Annotated in this window: 19 protein-coding genes and 2 pseudogenes; 13 read left to right on the top strand and 8 right to left on the bottom strand. The window is 65.1% G+C overall.

Going from position 1 to position 19,622, the window contains the following annotated elements:
• The first annotated feature begins 32 nt into the window (after positions 1–32).
• Genes DK926_RS03545 through DK926_RS03530 form a run of 4 tightly spaced genes read left to right on the top strand, consistent with a single transcriptional unit; the run spans position 33 to position 3,705 of the window.
• The gene (locus DK926_RS03545) at positions 33–1,331 is read left to right on the top strand and encodes a cytochrome P450 (protein ID WP_114328758.1); all 1,299 of its coding nucleotides are present in this window, start codon (positions 33–35) and stop codon (positions 1,329–1,331) included.
• Positions 1,328–2,140, top strand: a complete 813-nt coding sequence (locus DK926_RS03540) for an SDR family NAD(P)-dependent oxidoreductase (RefSeq protein ID WP_165839492.1) — start codon at positions 1,328–1,330, stop codon at positions 2,138–2,140. Before DK926_RS03545 ends, DK926_RS03540 begins: the two co-directional genes overlap by 4 nt.
• 15 nt (positions 2,141–2,155) lie before the next feature.
• Positions 2,156–2,479 carry a 2Fe-2S iron-sulfur cluster-binding protein gene (locus DK926_RS03535; RefSeq protein WP_114328754.1) on the top strand — a complete coding sequence of 108 codons (324 nt, stop codon included), beginning with the start codon at positions 2,156–2,158 and terminating at the stop codon, positions 2,477–2,479.
• Positions 2,476–3,705 carry an FAD-dependent oxidoreductase gene (locus DK926_RS03530; protein WP_165839491.1) on the top strand — a complete coding sequence of 410 codons (1,230 nt, stop codon included), beginning with the start codon at positions 2,476–2,478 and terminating at the stop codon, positions 3,703–3,705. The genes DK926_RS03535 and DK926_RS03530 overlap by 4 nt, the downstream gene beginning before the upstream one ends.
• 77 nt (positions 3,706–3,782) lie before the next feature.
• On the opposite strand, the gene DK926_RS03525 is transcribed toward DK926_RS03530, so the two are convergent.
• The 3 genes from DK926_RS03525 to DK926_RS03515 form a co-directional block, all read right to left on the bottom strand.
• The gene (locus DK926_RS03525; protein ID WP_125833363.1) at positions 3,783–5,186 is read right to left on the bottom strand and encodes an aromatic acid/H+ symport family MFS transporter; all 1,404 of its coding nucleotides are present in this window, start codon (positions 5,184–5,186) and stop codon (positions 3,783–3,785) included.
• 320 nt (positions 5,187–5,506) lie between these two features.
• Positions 5,507–6,583, bottom strand: a complete 1,077-nt coding sequence (ugpC, locus tag DK926_RS03520) for a sn-glycerol-3-phosphate ABC transporter ATP-binding protein UgpC (RefSeq protein WP_114328748.1) — start codon at positions 6,581–6,583, stop codon at positions 5,507–5,509.
• A gap of 85 nt (positions 6,584–6,668) precedes the next feature.
• The gene (locus DK926_RS03515; protein WP_114329329.1) at positions 6,669–7,076 is read right to left on the bottom strand and encodes a VOC family protein; all 408 of its coding nucleotides are present in this window, start codon (positions 7,074–7,076) and stop codon (positions 6,669–6,671) included.
• A 264-nt stretch (positions 7,077–7,340) separates the two neighbouring features.
• Between DK926_RS03515 and DK926_RS03510 the strand changes: the two genes are divergently transcribed.
• The 4 genes from DK926_RS03510 (at position 7,341) to DK926_RS03495 (ending at position 9,558) form a co-directional block, all read left to right on the top strand.
• Positions 7,341–7,748, top strand: coding sequence for a YciI family protein (locus tag DK926_RS03510; RefSeq protein WP_114328746.1), 408 nt, complete (start codon positions 7,341–7,343; stop codon positions 7,746–7,748).
• Position 7,749: 1 nt separating this feature from the next.
• Positions 7,750–8,937 carry a DUF6596 domain-containing protein gene (locus DK926_RS03505; protein ID WP_114328744.1) on the top strand — a complete coding sequence of 396 codons (1,188 nt, stop codon included), beginning with the start codon at positions 7,750–7,752 and terminating at the stop codon, positions 8,935–8,937.
• A 70-nt stretch (positions 8,938–9,007) separates the two neighbouring features.
• Entirely contained in the window at positions 9,008–9,223 is a 216-nt protein-coding gene (locus DK926_RS03500; protein ID WP_114328742.1) for a DUF2945 domain-containing protein, read from the top strand.
• 2 nt (positions 9,224–9,225) lie between these two features.
• Complete coding sequence (locus DK926_RS03495; RefSeq protein WP_207890733.1) at positions 9,226–9,558, top strand: DUF3140 domain-containing protein; 333 nt, start codon at positions 9,226–9,228, stop codon at positions 9,556–9,558.
• 3 nt (positions 9,559–9,561) lie between these two features.
• Here the strand turns inward: DK926_RS03495 and DK926_RS03490 are convergent, their stop codons facing one another.
• Positions 9,562–10,746 (bottom strand): ROK family transcriptional regulator, encoded by a 1,185-nt coding sequence (locus DK926_RS03490; RefSeq protein ID WP_243636625.1) that lies wholly within the window; start codon positions 10,744–10,746, stop codon positions 9,562–9,564.
• Between the two features lie 53 nt (positions 10,747–10,799).
• Between DK926_RS03490 and DK926_RS03485 the strand changes: the two genes are divergently transcribed.
• Complete coding sequence (locus DK926_RS03485) at positions 10,800–11,984, top strand: MFS transporter (protein ID WP_114328738.1); 1,185 nt, start codon at positions 10,800–10,802, stop codon at positions 11,982–11,984.
• Here the strand turns inward: DK926_RS03485 and DK926_RS03480 are convergent.
• Genes DK926_RS03480 through DK926_RS03470 form a run of 3 tightly spaced genes read right to left on the bottom strand, consistent with a single transcriptional unit; the run spans position 11,981 to position 14,261 of the window.
• Positions 11,981–12,526, bottom strand: a complete 546-nt coding sequence (locus DK926_RS03480; RefSeq protein ID WP_114328736.1) for a TetR family transcriptional regulator — start codon at positions 12,524–12,526, stop codon at positions 11,981–11,983. The two genes, DK926_RS03485 and DK926_RS03480, sit on opposite strands and share 4 nt — an antisense overlap.
• Before the next feature lie 41 nt (positions 12,527–12,567).
• Complete coding sequence (locus tag DK926_RS03475; RefSeq protein ID WP_114328734.1) at positions 12,568–13,785, bottom strand: globin domain-containing protein; 1,218 nt, start codon at positions 13,783–13,785, stop codon at positions 12,568–12,570.
• A 20-nt stretch (positions 13,786–13,805) separates the two neighbouring features.
• The gene (locus DK926_RS03470) at positions 13,806–14,261 is read right to left on the bottom strand and encodes an Rrf2 family transcriptional regulator (RefSeq protein WP_068425202.1); all 456 of its coding nucleotides are present in this window, start codon (positions 14,259–14,261) and stop codon (positions 13,806–13,808) included.
• A 92-nt stretch (positions 14,262–14,353) separates the two neighbouring features.
• Here DK926_RS03470 and DK926_RS26985 point away from each other — a divergent pair.
• A pseudogene (locus DK926_RS26985) lies at positions 14,354–15,814 on the top strand (FAD-dependent oxidoreductase); the annotation flags it as partial.
• Between the two features lie 228 nt (positions 15,815–16,042).
• On the opposite strand, the gene DK926_RS03460 reads toward DK926_RS26985, so the two are convergent.
• Complete coding sequence (locus tag DK926_RS03460) at positions 16,043–17,518, bottom strand: GAF domain-containing protein (protein ID WP_243636624.1); 1,476 nt, start codon at positions 17,516–17,518, stop codon at positions 16,043–16,045.
• 175 nt (positions 17,519–17,693) lie between these two features.
• On the opposite strand from DK926_RS03460, the gene DK926_RS03455 reads away from it, so the two are divergent.
• From DK926_RS03455 to DK926_RS03445, 3 genes and pseudogenes are all read left to right on the top strand, one after another.
• A complete protein-coding gene (locus DK926_RS03455; protein ID WP_068425196.1) occupies positions 17,694–18,746 on the top strand; it encodes an amidohydrolase family protein in 1,053 nt (350 codons plus the stop codon).
• A 1-nt stretch (position 18,747) separates the two neighbouring features.
• Positions 18,748–19,458 (top strand): iron-sulfur cluster assembly protein, encoded by a 711-nt coding sequence (locus DK926_RS03450; protein ID WP_114329324.1) that lies wholly within the window; start codon positions 18,748–18,750, stop codon positions 19,456–19,458.
• A gap of 19 nt (positions 19,459–19,477) precedes the next feature.
• Positions 19,478–19,622, top strand: a pseudogene (locus DK926_RS03445) (NAD(P)-dependent alcohol dehydrogenase); the annotation flags it as partial.

Genomic DNA, 19,622 nt, shown 5'->3' with positions numbered 1-19,622 from the left:
AACTGGTCCGTACCCCGAATCCAGGAGTTCTCATGAGTACTGTCCCGATGGGTTCCGTCGACAACCGAACCGATGCGGCAGAGTTGACCGAACTGGCCCGACGTTTCTTTTCGCACGATCCGGACATGATCGCCGATCCGTATCCGTTCTACCGCAAGCTTCGAGAGTACGGGCCTGCATTCAGATTCAAGGATCGGATCCTCGTCGGGCGGTACGACGACTGCCGTCGCATCCTGACGGCACCGACCACGCTGCAGGGTCTTGCCGTCAAGGGATCTCGGTTCCGCACCGCGGTTGATCTGCTCGACGAACCACACCAGGTGCAGTTGCGTGAGACGTTCATGTTCTACGAGAAGCGTCTCGCAGGTGTCGACGGTGCCAAGCACAAGCGACTGAGGCGCCTCGCGCAGAATGCCTTCACCCCGAGGGTGGTGAACGACATGCGGTCGCATGTGGAGGAGATAGTCGAGCGACTCCTCGAGACGATACGGGGCCGTACGACAGTCGAATTCATCTCGGACTTCGCATTCCACCTTCCGCTCATCGTGATCTGCGAACTGTTGGACGTTCCCACCGAAGACCGCGACAAGCTGCGCGCCTGGTCGTGTGATCTCGGTCTGTTCGTCGGCGGCGAATGGTCGTCCGACCCGCTGGTCGAATCCACCCATGCCAGCGTCTTCGCCTTGCGTGAGTACTGCCTCGACCACTTCGCGAGGAAGCGGACGGAGGAGACGACTCCGCTGCTGCGTGCACTGCTCGACGGCGAAGGCGACGGTGACCGGTTCTCCGAGGAAGAGCTGGTCGCGCTCATCACCCAGATGATCTTCGCGGGACACGAGACGTCGACCAATCTGATCGGCAATTCGATGATCGCGTTGCTTCGTGACCATCGTGACCAGTGGAATCTGCTGGTCGAAGATCCGGACCGGGCGACCGCTGCGGTCGACGAGTTGCTGCGTTACACCGGACCCACTCAGTACATCGACAAACTCGCGGGTGAGGCCGGGCGGATCGGTGATGTGGACATCGAACAGTGGGACACGGTCTCGGTGTTCCTCGCGTCGTCGAACCGTGATGCCGACGCGTTCCCCGACGGCGACGTACTCGACTTGACTGCCAAACGAAACCCGCACAACGCTTTCGGCTTCGGGCCGCATCACTGCCTCGGCGCGGCACTCGCGCGCATGGAAGCAGCCATCGTTCTTCGTGTGATGGCACAGACCTATCCGGATATGGTACTGGTCGACGATCACATCGAGTACCACCGCAATCACATGCTGAGAGGCCCTGCGCACCTGGAAGTCGAACTGGGGCAGGAAGTGTCACAGTGACGGGATCGCTCGACGGCAGGAGCGCGTTCGTGACCGGTGCCGGGTCGGGGGTCGGACGAGCAGTAGCAGTGCGTTACGCTGCTGCCGGCGCCCGCGTTCACGCGTTCGACGTCGATCCCGCAGGACTCGAGGAAACCGTGCGGATGGCGTCCGATTCGTCGATCACACCCTTCGTGGGAGATGTACGTGACCCCGCCTCGTTGCGCGCGGCGGTCGATGTCGCCACGCGGTCGGGGCCGATCGACGTCCTGGCCGCGATCGCCGGGGTCTCTCGGTCCGCACTACTGCTCGACATGTCCGACGAAGACCGCGACTTCGTGTTCGACGTCAACGTCAAGGGCGTGTGGAACAGTGTCAAAGCCGTTCTGCCGTCGATGCTGGATGCTCCCACCGGCGGACGCATCCTCGTCTGTGGATCGGTCGAATGCATCTTGGGCGGAGCGTCTCTGGCCGCGTACGTGGCCTCGAAGCACGCCGTGTTGGGACTCGTCAAATCGTTGGCACTCGAACTTGCGAAGACATCGATCACGGTCAACGCCATCTCGCCGGCTGGAGTCGACACCGCCATGTTGCGGAAGATCGTTCCGCCGGAGGACATGGACCACATCGCACGGACGACACCGATCGACCGGCTGGTCAGCCCGGACGAGATCGCAGCGTTCTTCGAGTTCGTCGCCGGGCCGGAGACGGGGTACATGACCGGTGAGAACGTGGTGATCGACGGTGGTCTCAAACTCGTCAACGCACATACGTCGGGGACGAAATGGGCTGTGGGACTATCTGGCCCGAACGGCCGAAATGCCCACTGAGTACGGAGGCAATCAATGGTATCGATAACATTCGTCGACGTTGCGGGAACCGAACGTCACATCGAAGCCCCGATCGGCCAGTCGGTGATGGCTGCTGCGGTGCAACACAACATCCCAGACATCGTCGCCGACTGCGGCGGCTCGCTTGCATGCAGCACGTGCCACGTCTACGTGGACGAGGTCTTTCTGGACATCGTCGGAGCACCCGACGATGACGAGGAAGACATGCTCGACGGCACTGCGGCAGAACGGCTTCCGGTGAGCAGGTTGTCGTGTCAGCTCGAGGTCACCGAGGCGATGGACGGCTTGATCGTGCGTACGCCTGCGGAGCAACGGTGAGCGATCGTGTCGTGGTCGTAGGCGCCGGACATGCCGGCGTTCAGATCGCCGCATCTCTGAGGGACAACGACTTTCGTGGATCGATCACCGTGTTCGGCGACGAGTCGCATCGCCCGTACCATCGACCCCCGCTCTCGAAGGGAAATCTGTCGCCGACGAACCCGGTCGACTCCATCACGCTGAGAGGCCCGTCGTTCTACGACGAGCTGGGGATCGAGATGTGTCTGGGTGACCCGGTGTGCGATATCGACCGTGACGCAGGCAAGGTCGTCAGCGCCAGCGGCCGGACCGTGGGATTCGATGGGCTCGCGCTTGCCCTCGGATCGTCTGTCCGGACCCTGAAGGTGCCGGGTGCGGATCTGCCCGGCGTGCTGTATCTCAAGAATCTCGACGACGCGGTGGTTCTGAATCGGTATCTCGCCGAGTCGGAATCCGTCGTGGTCGTCGGGGGTGGTTTCATCGGACTCGAAGCTGCAGCGCTCGCGCGGTCGGCCGGCCTGAAAGCCACGGTCGTGGAATGCGATACGACTCTGATGGGTCGGTCGGTCGGACCGCTCGTCGGCGGCGTGTTCGCAGATCTGCACCGCGCTCGCGGAGTCGACGTTCGACTCGGGGCGTCCGTCGTCGAGGTCTTCGAACGCAAGGGCAAGGCCGCAGGCGTTGTTCTCGACGACGGTGAGCTCGTCGAGGCGGATTTCGTCGTCGTCGGGATCGGGGTCGTACCCCGTATCGAGCTTGCAGAGCGAATCGGACTCGAGATCGACCGCGGCATCGTCGTCGACGGTGCATCGAGGACGAGCGTCGACGGTATCGTCGCGGCGGGCGATTGCACCGTGACCCGAAGTCTGTCGGTCCCCGGCGTCTCCCGATCGCTGGAGTCGGTGCACAATGCGACTCTGCAGGCCAAGAACGCCGCACGTTCGTTGAGCGACGTCGTCGGCGACCCCGAGGTCGAGGTGCCCTGGTTCTGGTCGCACCAAGGTGACTTGAAGCTGCAGATGGTAGGCGGACGTGACGACGCGGACCGGACAGTGATCCGCGGCGACCCGGCGTCCGGGAAATTCTCGATTCTGTATTTCGTCGACGGTGTCGTCGTCGGAGCCGAGTGTGTGAACAAGCCGGGGGACTTCGTCCTGCTGAGAAAGCTTCTGAACGACGGTGGATCGATCGATGTCGCGCTCTCCGAAGATGTTTCGCTTCCGCTGAAGCAGGCTGTCATCGCCTGATAGCATCGTTCACGGATAGTAAAGAGCCCCTGTCGGATATCCTGTCCGACAGGGGCTCTTCTCGATGTGTGGGGAAATCAGCTCTCGGTCACGGTGTCACGCTGGGGCACTGCTCGTGCCGAGGCTGCGTCACTTTCCGAAGTGCGGAAGACGCCGTGTCGTCGGCGGCTTGCGGAGATCGCCAGCGGCATCGCCAGCAGGATGATCGGGCCGAGTGCGGCCGGAACTATGAAGATGTAGAAGTTCCACTCGACGGCGAGGCCCGACGCCATGACAAATGCGCCCACCTGAGGGCCCGCGACGGCGCCCAAGCGGCCGAGTCCGAGGCCCACTCCCAGCATCGAGCCGCGCAGGTCCGCAGGCATGATCTCGGTGACGTACCCCGAGATCACGACCGTCGTCCCCCAGGAGCCGACGCCTGCAGCGAACAGAGCCGCATAGAACACCGGAGTCGGCGGGCTGATGCTGAGTACGACGAGGCTGATCACGGCGATGCCGAATGCGTTGCACGCGACGATCTTTGCCCCGAAGTGGTCCGCCACTCGTGACAGGGTGAGTACGCCGAACACTCCACCTGCGCTCATGACGACCAGCGAGGTCAAGGCGGAATCGAGGGGATAGCCCGCGGTGCGCATGATCTGCGGCAGCCACGTGTTGAGTCCGTAGGACAACAACAATCCGATGAAGTATGCACCGATGAACAGTGCGGTGACGGCCACGTAGCGGCCGCCGAATAGTGCGGACACGGGATTGCTCGGTCGCGACGACCGACTACTCGCCACCGTCCGTGCCTGGTCGGGAGACCAAGCACGACCGACTTTTTCGGCTGTTGCGCGTGCTTCGGCATACCGTCCCTTGGAGTTCAGGAAGTCGATCGACTCCGGCAGGAACAGCATGGCGATCGGTACGAGCGTCACCAGGGGGAGTGCACCGATCCAGAACATCGTTCGGAAGCCGTGATCGGCGATGAGCCACAGCGCGAGCAGTGCCGACGCGACACCGCCTATGCCGTAACCACTTTGAACGAGCCCGTTGTAGAAGTTCCCGCGTCCACGTGGGGCATATTCGACGCCCATCGTGATGGCAGCGGGGACGACGCCACCCAACGCCAAGCCACCGAGGAATCGGAATGCGCCGAACACCTCGGGATTCGGGGCCACGGCGCACACCGCCATGGTGAACGAGAAGAACGCGACCGAGTAGATCAAGACCTTTCGTCGACCGAACGTGTCGGTCAGAATTCCGCTGACCGAGGCGCCGACCAGCATGCCTGCCAACGCCAGACTCGCTATGGTGCCGACGGCTGGGGCGTCGAGGCCCCACGCGTCATAGTCGAGCAACGCAGGCACGACCGATCCGTAGATCACGAGGTCGTAGCCCTCGGAGAATACTGCGGCGAAGCAGATGAGCACGACGAGCGCGCCCTTGCGATTGGATCGCCGAGGGTCCTCCGAGACGGGCGTCAGGCTATCTGAATTCATGTTCACAAAGTGTCCTTGCTGTGGATGGTATCCGAGCGAACCTCTCGAACAGGCGAATTCGGAGGTCGCGTGCAACGGACGCCGCGCGCTGAGAAGTCGATGCCGCGGCAGGGTCCGGTACGCCACTTCGGGCGAGTCGAGGCACGGGAGAACCCGCCATTGCTGTGGCCTGTATCACAATGAACTATTCGAACATTACGATAATACGAACAGTTCAATGGGGTCAACAGCACAGCACAGTATGAACATGGGACCCGAGAAATCAGCCCGAGCCCGCGGATTCCGCGGGCTCGGGCCCACGTCGTACGTTCGATTACGGGCTAGCTCAGCCGCACACCATCCCCGGCGCCGTCGAAGACGTGTGCGTGCGCCTCGTCGAACCGGATGTGCACGACCTCGCCCTTCTGCGGCGGGTCACGCCAGTCGGCGCGGGCGACGATGGTCTGCGGCGATCCGTTGATGTCCGCCCGCCCGAAGACGAAGGCCTCCGAACCGAGTTCCTCGACGACGTCGATCTCGAGTTTCAGTCCGGACTCGGAGATCTCGACGTGCTCGGGACGGATGCCGAACACGACGTCGGTCCCGGTGGAACCCGACAGGGTGCTGCGGGGGACGGGCACGACCTGGTTGCCGATCCGCACGCCGCCGTCGGCGACAGGGACTCGGAACAGGTTCATCGACGGTGATCCCATGAAGCCGGCGACGAAGACGTTGGCGGGAGTCCGGTACAGCTCACGCGGCGATGCGCACTGCTGCAGCACCCCGCCCTTCAACACTGCGACGCGGTCGCCCATCGTCATGGCTTCGACCTGGTCGTGCGTGACGTAGACGGTTGTGGTGGCGAGTCTGCGCTGCAGTTGTGCGATCTGCGTACGCGTCTGGACGCGCAGTTTGGCGTCGAGGTTCGACAGCGGCTCGTCCATCAGGAACACCTGCGGCTGGCGAACGATGGCCCGTCCCATGGCAACTCGCTGACGCTGACCGCCGGACAGTGCCTTGGGCTTGCGGTCGAGGTACTGCTCGAGGTCGAGCAGCTTGGCGGCTTCGAGGACCCGCGTACGTATTTCCTCCTTGCTCGCCTTGGCGAGCTTGAGGGCGAAGCCCATGTTCTCGGCGACGCTCATGTGCGGGTACAGCGCGTAGTTCTGGAACACCATCGCGATGTCGCGTTCCTTGGGCTCGGCGTGCGTGACGTCGTTGCCGCCGATGAGGATTCGGCCGCTGTCGACCTCCTCGAGACCCGCGAGCATGCGCAGAGACGTCGATTTGCCGCAACCCGACGGGCCGACGAGGACGAGGAATTCGCCGTCGGCGATCTCGAGGTCCAACGCGTCCACGGCGGGCGCGTCGGAACCAGGGAACAGCCTGGTGGCGCGGTCGAAAGTAATCGAAGCCATGAGAAAATAGATCCCTTCACCGGCAGGAACGTGCCGGACGATCCGAGTGACGGGTGTCGGTGAAGGAACCTACCGTAGAGCAGGGCTACCCGGAGATGTTCACCATCCAGTTGATGCCGAACTTGTCGGTGAGCATCCCGAAGGTGTCGCCCCACGGCGCCTTGTTCAGTCCCATCGTGTTCTGGGCGCCGACGGCGAGCTTGTCCCAGTAGCCGGTCAGTTCGGCTTCGTCCTCACCGCTGAGCGAGACCGAGACGTTGTTGCCGACGTCGAGAGGCATGCTAGCCGGGGTGTCCGCGCCCATCAGCGTCAGCCCGTTCGGTGTCTCGAGCTGGCTGTGCATGATCTGGTCCTTGTCGGCAGGGTCATCGCTGGCGCCGAACTCGGCGAATGTGCTCATCGTCAGTTCGCCGCCGAAGACGCCCTGGTAGAACTCCATTGCGGTGCGCGCGTCGCCTCGGAAGCCGAGGTACGGGTTGAGTCGAGTAGTCATCGTCATCTCCACAGTCGAGTCGGTTCGAAATATTCGCAGTTCTACGACATCTATCGAGACACGCAGCGAGACCGAAAATCATCGCCGACGGCGGACATCGCCGATCAGCGACGTGCTGGCCCCGCACGTCGATCGTAGGAAAGCGCGGCCCGTGTGACCGCCCGAAACGAAAAAAGTTCTGGAACCATGTCGACAACGGTCCTTCGGCTCCGTCCCAGGGATGGATGCAGCCACAGGGGCTGCCCGATACCGAAGGAGACAGTCATGGCGAAGTACCTGTTCCTGAAGCATTACCGCGGCGCCCCCGAAGCAGTGAACGACGTCCCGATGGACCAGTGGGCACCCGACGAGGTGAATGCGCACATGCAGTACATGGAAGATTTCGCGGACAAGCTTCGCGGAACCGGTGAGTTCGTCGCCAGCCATGCGCTGTCCTCGGAGGGCGCCTGGGTCCGCTACGACGGCGAGGGCAAGCCGCCTGTGACCGACGGGCCGTTCGCCGAGACGAAGGACCTGATCGCCGGGTTCATGATCATCGACGTCGACACCTACGACCGCGCCCTCGAACTCGCGGGCGAACTGTCTGCCGCGCCCGGCGCACACGGCAAGCCGATCCACGAGTGGCTCGAAGTTCGTCCGTTGATGGGTGTGCCCCCGACCGTCACCGAGTGACATGAACGAACAGCTGCTCCGGGAGCTCACTCCCGCCGTGATCGGTGTGCTCGTCCGTCGCGGACTCGATTTCGCGACGGCCGAGGACGCCGTTCAGGAGGCGCTGCTGCAGGCTTTCACAGCCTGGCCCGACCCCACCGGGTCGTTCCGCGGGCTCCACTCCTGCCGAACGCCTGCCGATCCGAAGGGCTGGCTCGTCACCGTCGCGTGGCGCAAGTTTCTCGACGCTCACCGATCCGAGATGTCTCGTCGCGAGCGCGAGTTACGCGTCGACGCCGAGCCGCCGCCGGGCCCGGCCGAGAGTCGCGACGACACACTGCACCTGTTCTTCCTGTGTGCGCACCCGTCGCTGAGCTCGGCGTCCGCGGTCGCGCTGACGTTGCGTGCTGTCGGTGGTCTGACGACCGAACAGATCGCGGCGGCCTACCTCGTCCCGAAGACGACGATGGCTCAACGCATCAGTCGCGCGAAGAAGACCGTCTCCGACGTCCGATTCGACGAACCGGGCGATCCTGCGACCGTCCGCCGTGTGCTGTACCTGATCTTCAACGAGGGCTACAGCGGCGACGTCGACCTCGCGTCGGAAGCCATCCGTTTGACGAGGCAGTTGTACGCCATGTCCGACGACGAGGAAACCGCCGGACTGCTGGCGTTGATGTTGCTGCATCATGCCCGGCGGCCGGCCCGGACGCGCAGCGACGGCACGTTGGTGCCCTTGGCCGAGCAGGACCGCAGCCTGTGGAACACGACGATGATCGCCGACGGCGTCGGCATCCTGCAGAAGGCGTTGCGACGCGATCGACTCGGCGAGTTCCAGGCACAGGCCGCGATCGCCGCGCTGCACGCCGATGCGCCTCGCGCCGACGAGACCGACTGGGTCCAGATAGTGGAGTGGTACGACGAGCTGCAGGCGATCACCGACAGCCCCGTCGTCGGACTCAATCGCGCAGTCGCGGTCGGCGAGGCCGACGGTCCGGCGGCGGGTCTGGCAGCGCTCGCTCGGATCGATCCAGATGTGCCGCGCTATGCCGCGGCGTCGGCGTACCTGCACGAGAAGGCGGGCGATCTCGAGACCGCTGCGACGCTGTTCGGCGAGGCGGCGGAGGCTGCGTCCAACCTCGCCGAGCGGCGCCACCTGGCGACCCAGGCGGCGCGACTCGGCGGATCGCGGCGAAATTCACCCTCCTGATGTGTGGCTCGAAACGTCGAAAACGCACAACAGGGGAGTAGATCTTGCAAGGACGGGTAGCCGTGACCCCATGAGCAAAGACGAATTCCACAAAGGCGACAAGGTCGAATGGAAAAGCCACGGCAGCACAGCCGAGGGTGAGGTCAAGGAGAAGATCACCTCGGAGAAGGAAGCCGCAGGCCGGACCGTCAAGGCGTCGAAGGACGAACCTCAATACCGCGTCGAGAGCGACAAGTCCGGCAACGACGCGGTGCACAAGCCGTCGGCGCTGAAGAAGAAGTCCTGACCATGGCCGACGACCACGAGGACACCTGGAAGGACTTCAAGGACGCGGTCAACATGACCGCGGGCGAGCTCGAGAAGTTTCTGAAGACGGACGAGTCGAAAGACGTCGGGCAGAAGAAGGACGGTGGCGAATCCACGGGTCACGAAAGTGGCCGTCGCATCGTCGACATCCTGCATACGAAGAAAGCCGATCTGACGGACGACGACTACAAGCACATGCGGAAAGTCGTCGGGTACATCAATCGGCATTCCGCGCAGAAGCCCAAGGGCGATATCAGCGACACACCGTGGCGGTACTCGCTGATGAACTGGGGCCACGACCCCGAGAAGAAGTAGCGCCTACTGCCGCGCCCACTCCGCCAGCGACTGCTCCGACGTCACGTGATCGAGTCCGATCGCGACGGCGCCATGCAAGGGCCCATCGTCGCCGTGGAGGCCGTCGAGAACGGGCGGCGCTGCATTCTTCCGGAAAGCCATGAGGCCCTGCCGGTATGCCGCGTCGAAGCTGTCCGACGCGGCTGCCCGCAGTGTCGGGGCGAGCCCGCCGAGCGTGACGACGTCGGGGTCGTGCAGATTGACCAGGCCTGCGATGCCACGCCCGATGGAGGTCGCGACGGCGTCGAATGCGCCGCGAATCCTGTTGTCGGACAGGTTGTTCCCTCCGGCGATGCCGCGTGCGTACGCGATCGGATCTACGGGCGCCTTTTCCCCGATGTGCCGCGCGAGGGCGCGGCCGTCGATCGTCAGGTCCCAGCAGCCTTGCGCGCCACAGGGACACACCTGGGAGGGGTCACCGAACGGGATGTGGCCGTACTCGCCTGCCGCGCCGTGCGCGCCCGTCGCGGGAACGCCGTCGACGACCAACGCGCCTCCCAGTCCGACGCCGATCATCAGATGCAACGCGGTCCCGGCGCCGTGTGCCGCACCGGTTCTCGCCTCGGCCAAGCCCGCCAGCGTGGCGTCGTTCCCGATCAGCAACGGTATGTCGAGGTGGCGGGGAAGGGCGGCGGTCAGCGGGCTGAGATCGACGTCGGACCACCCGCGCGGCGTGAACTGAACCAGCCTGTCATCGCTGACGGTGCCCGCAACCGACACCGACACCGCCCGAACCCGGCCCGGTTCACGGTCGTACGCGTCGCGAATCGCGGACGCGACCTCCGCGACGAGCTGAGCCGGATCGGGCGAGTCGAGTGGCGTCGGGGTGACGAATTTCGGCTGCCCGCCGATGTCGGCCAGCGCCAGACTCCAGTCTTTCGGACGTAGGTCGGCGGCGATGACGAGCGGCCCACGCGCGTGTGGCTGCAGCACCGTCGTCGGACGGCCACGCCCTCTGCTCGGAGCCGGAACCTCGTCGAGCAGTTCATGGGCACGAAGGCGGGCAACGAGATCGGTGGCCCCGCCGCTGCTGATGCCGAGCCTCTGCGCGGCGGTCGCTCGGGTGATGCCCGGTTCGGCGCGCACGAGTCCGACGAGTTGGGCGGCTCCGTGCCAGCGTGCGGCGGTGCTGTCCTGTGGTCGACTCATCGCCGTCATCATCGCACTTGATTAAACTCGGCGGCTGAGTATATTCAGAACGCATGACGACGACTCACGCCGCGGGCGGTGGTGCCCGAACCGTCCGGGCCACGCTCCCCGGCTTGATCTCGCTTGCGGTCGCGTCCTGCCTTGCGGTGACGACGGAAATGCTCCCGGTCGGGTTGTTGACCGCCATCGGCTCCGGGTTCTCCGTAGACGAGTCGACGGCGGGTCTGCTCGTGAGCCTCTACGCCGGAATGGTCGCTCTGTCGGCCGTGCCGATGACCATCCTGACGCGGTCGTTGCCGCGAAAGCCGTTGCTGCTGGCCACGATTGCGGGATATGTTGTCAGCAATGCCGTGGTGGCGGTGGCGCCCACCTTCGCTGTCGTCGTCGGTGGGCGCGCGATCGGCGGCGCCGCACACGCCCTGTTCTTCTCGCTGTGCATCGGCTATGCACCTCGGCTGGTCGACCGCGGCCAGGTCGGCAAGGCGTTGGCGCTCGCGACGGGCGGCGCGTCGGTCGGATTCGTGCTCGGCGTCCCGGTGTCGACGTCACTGGGCACGGCCCTGGGGTGGCGAGCGGCGTTCGTGGTTCTGGCGGTGGCGTCGGCGATCACGCTCGTGTTGGTTGCCCGCTTCCTGCCGCCGGTCACGTCGGAGACTCCCGAGCGGCCCGACGGTGTCGGTGCGGGTCGGCGCCAATTGACGGCCGTCGTGTCGTCCAACGCCGTCACCTACGTTGGACAGTACATTCTGTACACCTACATCAGCTTGCTGTTCCTCGCTGCGGGAGTGAGCAATTCGGCCATCGGACCCCTGTTGCTCGTCTGCGGAGCGTGCGGCCTGGCCGGACTGTGGTTCGCCGGCCAGATGCTGGATCGCAATCCGCGTCGGACCACCGTCGTGATCCTGTCCATCGTGTCGATCGGCGTGCTCGCCGTGGGGTGGGCACATCCGTCGGCGATCGCCGTCGTCATCGCGGCAGCGATGTGGAACGGTGCGTTCGGCGGTGTGCCGTCGATCTACCAGTCGTCCGCGGTGCGCACACACGCGACGTCACCGGAACTGGCCGGTGCATGGGTGAACGCGTCGTCGAACATCGGGATCGCGGCCGGCGCGGCGATCGGGGCGGCGTTGCTTCCCGCGCTGGGGGTGTCGAACCTGGCATGGGTCGCTGCCGGGGTTCTCACGTGCGGCTCGATCATCGCCGTCGTCTCCAGGCGCGCGTTTCCTGACCGGGTCTAGTCGGTCAGATACCGCGTGAGCGTCGGGCCGACCCACCGGACGACGTCGTCGTGCGACATCGACGCCAATGGTGGCACCCGAAGTACATAGCGCGAGAACGCAAGTCCGAGGATCTGGCTTCCGACGAGGGCGGCGCGTTCGGCGTGACGATCGGGCGTGATCGCGGCGAGCGACGGGGCGACCTGATGCGCGAACACGTCCAGCATCGTCTGTGCCGCCGTCGAACTCGTCGCCGCAGCGCGCAGCAGCGCGAGGAAGGTGCCGTCGGTCTCCCAGACCTCGAAGAATCGGGGCATCAGAACGGATGCGAGCTGCTCGGGATCGACGTCGTGCAGGTCGGGGAGGTCGAGTTCGAATGTCGCGGCTTCGGCGAACAGTGTGTCCTTGGTCTTGAAGTACCGCACGACCATCGCGGCGTCGACCCCGACATCCGACGCCACGGCCCGCATCGTCGTGCGCTCGTAGCCGTCGTTTCCGAAACGGGCGCGGGCGGCGTCGAGAATTGCCGCGCGGGTCGAGGTCGCTGAACGAGGGCGGGCCATGGCGTCGATGATAGTCAACGGATGTTGACCGAGGCGTCGGCTCAGACCAGCCAGTCGTCCGGCGCGAAGAGTTCGGTGTGCACGCGCTCCCCGGAGATCCCGCGCAGTGTCAGCTGGTGTTGAACCGACCGGGTGAACCCGACGTTGCCGCACAGGTAGAACTCGGCGTCGTCGGGGAACGCGGTCTCGCTCAGATCCATCAGGCCGCGCTCCTCGTACCAGACATCGAGCGACGCCGACGGCAGTTCCGAGATCAGCTGTGCGTGCCGCTCGCGCAAAGGGTGAGTCTGCGCCGAACGATCGGCGTGCAGCGACAACACCTCACAGGTCTTCGCTTCGGCGGCAAGGAATTCGAGAATGCCGATCATCGGTGTGATGCCGATGCCCGCCGACACGAGCACCACAGGACGCGATCCGAGTGTTCCCGAGGCCAGGTCGCCGAACGGCAACGTGACGTCGATCGTGTCGCCGACGCGCAGGTGGTCGCGAATCCAGGTGGACACCTCGCCCGCGGGCGTGCCCTCGTCGTCGACAGGCTTGACCGTGAACGTCCACACACCGGTGGCGGGTGCGCCGACGAGGCTGTACTGACGCAGCTGCCGTGCGCCGTCGGGAAGCGTCACGCCGACCGAAACATACTGTGCCGCAGAGAAATCTGGCAGCGAAACCGCCGGGTCTTCGACGGAGATCGACACGGCACCGGACGGGTCGTCGACGCGTTCGGTGACGGTGACGCGTCGGAACACGTCCCCGGCCTCGACGCCGGCGATCTCGTACAGGCGTCGTTCCAGGTCGATCAGCGCATCCGCCATCATCCAGTAGACGCGGTCCCATGCGGCCGCCACGTCGGCCGAAACGGCCTCGGCGCCGAGAATTTCCACGATGGCCGCGAAAAGGTTCTCGTGCACGACGCTGTACTGGTCGGCCGTGATTCCGAGCGACGCGTGCTTGTGCCCGATGCGCGAGAGCAACTCGACGGGGTGCGGCAGATCGGGGTCGACGAGGTGTGTCGCGAAGGTCGCGACTGCGCCTGCGAGAGCGCGCTGTTGGGCGCCGCGAGCCTGATTTCCGCGGTTGAACAGGTTCTGCTTCAGCGACGGGTGGGCCTCGAACAAGCGGCGGTAGAACTCCGTCGTGATCGCGTCGATGTTGGCGCCGACGAGCGGAAGCGTCGCGCGGATGACGGCCGCGTGATGCTCGTCGAGTTCGTCCGGCGCCGAGGGCGTCACCGGGGTGTGGGCATGGGTCGTCTCGGTCATGGCTACGGGGCCTTTCGGGCTCAGCGTCCGGCGGTGCCGGGCAGGAGGGGAAGTGAAGAAATCAGAGGGAGGACGGCATTGTCGGTCAGATCGCCGATCGTGTGACCGTCCAGTTCGCGGTAGAACGCTTCCTTCGCGTCCGCGAGTGCACGACGCAGTCTGCACGCAGGAAGTAGCGGGCACGGGCGCGTGCCGACGCAGTCGACGACGTCGGCGTCACCTTCTAGTCGTCGGACGACCTGTCCCACCGTCGCGGTCCGTCCCTGGGCTGTGAGGGACAGTCCGCCGCCGCGTCCGCGTTGCGACTCGACGAGCCCCAGTTCGGCCAGCTGGGTGACGGCTTTGGCGACGTGATGCTCGGACGCGTGAACATTCGTGGCGATGGATCGTGTGGTGACCCGGCGCCCGTCGTCGGACGCGGCTGCGAGCAGCATCAACGCTCGCAGTCCGAGGTCCGTGAAGCGCGTCAGCTGCATACGACAGACGGTAGTAATTGCGTATCGCGGATGCGACTTTTTCGGGTGTGTACTGCAACACCGCGAACAGTGCGGTTTTTGTACCTGCACGAATGGCGAATTTTCGACGAATTCACGGGGTCAAGTCAACAGGCGTTGACCAGGATGCGGAACCGGTCTACCGTCGAAGTCAACAACCGTTGACCCAAGCCCAGGAGGCCGTCATGGACACCGTGGATGTCGTGGTCGTCGGAGCCGGGCCCGCCGGATGCACGATGGCAGGCGAGCTGGCGTCGGCAGGGAAGTCCGTCGTCGTGCTGGAGAAACATGACGCGATGTCACCGCTCAGCCGAGCGTTCGGCGTGCACGCACGCACGCTCGAAATGCTCGACACTCGCGGCCTCGCGGGCGAACTGTTGGCCACCGGCGCCCGCGTGAGCGCTCTGCGAATGTGGGCTGACACCTACCTGGACATGAGTGGATTGCCGTCGCCGTACCCGTTCTTGCTGTCGACACCGCAGACCACCGTGGACTCGCTGCTCGAACGGCATGCGCGTGACGCGGGAGCCCGCATCGTCCGCGGCGTCACGGTGACCGGCATCGAGCAGGACGGGCTCGGCGTCACCGTCACTGCTCGCACGAACGGCCGGACCGCGACATGGCGCGCGGCGTACGTCGTCGGTGCCGACGGGGTCCGCAGCATCGTGCGGGAGTCGATCGGGCAACAGTTCCGGGGCCGAGCGCTGCTGCGTTCGATCATGCTGGCCGACGTCGCCTTGACCGACCCGCCGCAGGGCGTCGTCGAGGTCGACGCGGGGAAGGACTGTTTCGCGTTCGTCGCTCCGTTCGGCGACGGGTGGTACCGCGTCGTCGCGTGGGATCGGGGCGATCGATCCGAGGACGACGACCCCATCGACGACGACGTGCTCAGGAACGTTCTCGTCCGTGCCATGGGAACCGACTACGGCTGGGGAGAGGTGCGGTGGACATCCCGATTCCGGTGCGACGAACGGCAGGTCGACCGGTACCGGACCGGGCGCGTGTTCTTGGTGGGCGACGCGGCGCACGTCCATTCACCTGCTGGTGGGCAGGGTATGAACACCGGAATTCAGGATTCTCTGAACCTCGGGTGGAAGTTGGCCGCGGTGCTGGGCGGCGCCGAAGACAAAATTCTCGACACTTATCAGGACGAGCGGTATCCCGTCGGCAAGAGGGTGATTCGTGTGTCGGGCCGGACGATGCGCATGTTGCTTCTGCGGTCCCGAGTGGCCAAGGCGCTACGCAACGTCGTGGTCCGAGGTGCGCTGCGCATACCGTTCGTCACATCCACAGCCGCCGCCACGTTCTCCGGCATCGGAATCGACTACGGGCGACGCGCGGGCGACCATCGTCTCGTTGGGACGCGCGCGTCGGACATTCCGACGACGAACGGCCGTCTGTTCGAGGAACTACGGAACGTGGGGTTCGTGCTCGTCCTCGAAAGCGACGCCCCTGCAGTCGAATTCGCCGGTCACGTCGCGCGACGCCGCGACGGCGGACCGGCGATGCTCGTCCGTCCCGACGGCTACGTGGCGTGGGCCGGTGACAGTGCGTCGGGTGACTGGCAACCGGTGCTGACGCGCTGGACCGGTCAGTCGTCGTTCTCCTCGGCGATCTCGGGTGCGAGTTCGCGCGTGGCCATGCCGCCGTCCTTGCCTTCGTCCGTCGGACCCGGTCGGCCGCCCTTGGGCTCGTCCTCGGTGTGATCGGGGTTCTCGTTCGCAGTCATGTCTCGCGAGATAACCCCTCGCGGGAACTTCCAATCATCGGTAAGCGGAGCGCCCCCGCGCGACGTCGATCTTGTAGTAGCGGATCTTGCGGTACAGCGTCGCCCGACTCATCCCGAGTTCTGCCGCCGCCTGCTGCATCGTGAGCTTTCCGGACAGCACGCGCACGATCTCGCCGTGCTCGAATGCCTCGATCGACGACATCCGTCGAGCAGGCCCGGCGAGCACCTCGGTGGGAAGAACGGGAGTGTCGACGATGTCCGAACGATTGATCGCGCGGGCGATCACGCGTGACAGCTCGGCGGCATCGTGTGGCCAGTCGTAGTTGCGCAGAGCGCGTTCCGCGGCCGGAGAGAACGCCACCTCGCGACCGCGGAACGTCGCGGCGAAGTGACGCGCGAGCGGCATGACGTCCTCGGGTCGATTGCGCAACGGCGGCACCGCTGCGACCGACGTGACCACGTCGGCCAACGCGGTGGGAACATCCTGGTACGTCTCGGCCGTCAGTGCGACGGGCATCGCCGCGCCCTGGGCGGTGAACAACAGGTTTCTGAGTTGACCCGCGGCGTAGGCGGGCAGCGTGTCGACATCACGCAACACGACGACGGTGTCGGACCGTCCCGCCTCGAACGACCACAGATCGAGCCACGCCTGCAGGTCGGCGAGGTCGGGAGCCGCAGCCGAAAGAATGCGGTGACGCGGAAACACGCGTCGCGCAGCCTGGGCCAGCAGCGTCGCTCGACCGGAACTCGGCGGACCGACTGCCGCGACGACGGAGCCCGCTGACATCGCGGTACACGCGGTGGTCGACGCCTCGGACCAGGCTGGGCCGAGTTCGAGACCGTCGGCCGACGACGGGTGCTCGATGCGAAAGAGGTTGCGACGCGACGGCGGCCGCGCGCGACGTTCGGAGCCGCGCGCCGGCATCGAGCCGGCGATCGTGCTCGCCGCCGAGCGCGCCAACGTCAGCAGTAGGTTGCTCGACGTCCTCGACCACGTCGTGAGGTTGACCGCTCCTTCGAGCTTGCCGGTGGCCGGGTCGACGACGGGAGCCGCCGCACACGTGAATCCGGTGAGGCTGTGGGAGTAGTGCTGGTCGGCACGCACCATCGTCGGAGCGATGTCGGCGAGCGCGAGACCGAGGCCGTTGGTGCCCACCTCCCGCTCGGAGTATCCGAACCCGGGTGCGAGATGAACTGCGTCGAGCGCACGGAGAAGGCTGTGGTCGCCGCTGACCCGGCTCAGTACGACGCCGTCGGAGTCGGTCAGCATCATCCCGACCGGCTCGGACTCCATCGTGCGCTGCAGATCGGCGAGCACCTCGTTGCCGCATTCGTGGAACAGCGACTCCGCTGGTTCGGTGCCGGCGAACATCGGCTCGACGGCGTCGGCGGAGACGCCGTAGCGCTCGCTTCTGAGCCAGGACGCGCGCAGCCGCTGCGGGACGAGGGCGTCGTCCCGATTCGCGAGCGGGCCGGATGCGGCCGGTCGGTCTGGTCGAAGGTCTGACAAGCGGCTTCCTCGCGCGTCGACGGCATATATGTGATTCAGGTTACAGCCAGAAGCTGGGATGTCCGCGTCTCAGATTGAGACATCCGAGCCCTGCCCGACGTCGTCGCGTCGCCCTAGCGTCGACGCCACCAAGTGTGGTGCCGGTCACTGGCCGGAAAAGCCGGAAGGATGCGAGATGTATCAAAAGGGAGACGACAAGTTCTTCATCGTCGATGCGCACGTCGCGCTGTGGGATGCGCGCGTCGAGAATCAACGCAACATCCACGGCAAGCAGTTCATCGACTGCTTCTACGACTACCACCGGAACCTGTCGCCGGAGTCGGAGCTGTGGACGTACGACGAGTACCTGTACCAGGGCGGCGAACGCCTGATCAAGGATTTGTTCATCGACGGCTATGTCGACCATGCGATCTTCCAGCCGGCGCACCTCGGCGAGTTCTACGTGAACGGTTTCGGCCAGACCGAGGAAGCGTGGGCGTTGACGCAAGCCCACAAGGGACTGCTCACGTACAACCACCACTTCGACCCGCGGAACGGTGAGCGCGGACTCGACCAGCTTCGTGCGGACGCCGAACGGTTCGGACTGAAGGGCGTCAAGCTCTACACCGCCGAGTGGCACGGAGACTCTCGCGGCTACAAGCTGGACGACGACTGGACTCGCCGCTATCTCGAGGTGTGCCGAGAACTCGGCATCACGAACATCCACGTCCACAAGGGACCGACGATCCGGCCGCTGGACCGCGACGCGTTCGACGTCGCCGACGTCGATCACATCGCCACCGACTTCACCGATCTGAACTTCGTCGTCGAACACTGCGGACTACCGCGGCTCGAAGATTTCTGTTGGATCGCGACGCAGGAGCCGAACGTGCACGCGGGTCTCGCGGTGGCGATACCGTTCATGCACACGCGCCCGAAGTACTTCGGGCAGATCATGGGTGAACTGCTGTACTGGCTGGGCGAGGATCGCATCCAGTTCTCCTCGGACTACGCGCTGTGGACGCCGCGGTGGTTGATCGAGTCGTTCGTCGACTTCCAGATCCCGGAGGAGCTCAGCGAATACCCACCGATCACGCTTGATCAGAAGAAGAAGGTTCTGGGGCTGAACGCGGCCAAGATGTACGACATCGAGGTACCCGAGGATCTTCGGCTCGCCGACGCCGACGAGCCCGCCGTCGGACCGCGTGGCGCGGATCGGATGGACGACGATCGTCTCGTGGGAGCATGAGATGTCGGATTCACGTGAAACAGAGGCATTTCGAGCGTTGAGCGTGGTCGTCGATCCCGAATTGGACGAGCCGATAACCGATCTCGACTTCGTGCATTCGCTGATCGTCTCGTCGGACCACGACGTGCTGGTTCAGTTGCGGTTGCCGACGTCGTTCTGCGCGCCGAACTTCGCGTACCTGATGGCGTCGGACGCCAAGGATGTGCTGACGGCCTTGCCCTGGACGCGCAGTGTGACAGTCGAATTGATCGACCATCACGACTCGAAGATCATCAACGCGGGGTTGGCCGCCGACGCCGGGTATCGGGGTACGTTCTTGCACGAGGCGGAGGACGATCTGGAGGAACTCCGAACGATCTTCCACCGCAAGGCCCATGTGGCCGCCATGGAGCGGTGCCTGACGGCGCTGCTCAAAGCGGAACCGTCGCGGCAGATGAACGAGATGGGGCGCGTCGTGCTCGGCGATCTGCCGAATGACTCCGTGACCCGTGCTCTGTTGTTGCGTCGCAGGGTCATTGGACTGCCGTCGTCTCCGGACAGCCTCGTCATGGTCGACCACGACGGAAACGACTATGCCGAGATCGACGTTCCGCTCGCATTGCGCCGAGCCCGCTCGACACGAATCTCGATCGACGGCAACGCGCACTTCTGCCGCGGGCTCCTGCGCACCCGCTACGACGACCCCGACCGCACCACGGTCGACGCCCTCTAGGAGAGAAACGATGAGCACGATGCGAGCCGTACAGGTCGTGGGATACCACGACAAACTGCAGATGGCCGAACTGCCGATACCCACGCCCACAGGGCCTTTCGACGTCGTCGTCAAGATCGGCGGTGCAGGCGTGTGCCGCACCGACCTGCACATCCTGGAAGGGC

Source organism: Rhodococcus sp. Eu-32 (assembly GCF_003336925.1).
In the GTDB taxonomy this organism is placed as follows: domain Bacteria; phylum Actinomycetota; class Actinomycetes; order Mycobacteriales; family Mycobacteriaceae; genus Rhodococcoides; species Rhodococcoides kyotonensis_B.
The sequence above is the reverse complement of the archived record's forward strand: the minus strand, read 5'-3'. Positions and strand labels throughout refer to the sequence as shown.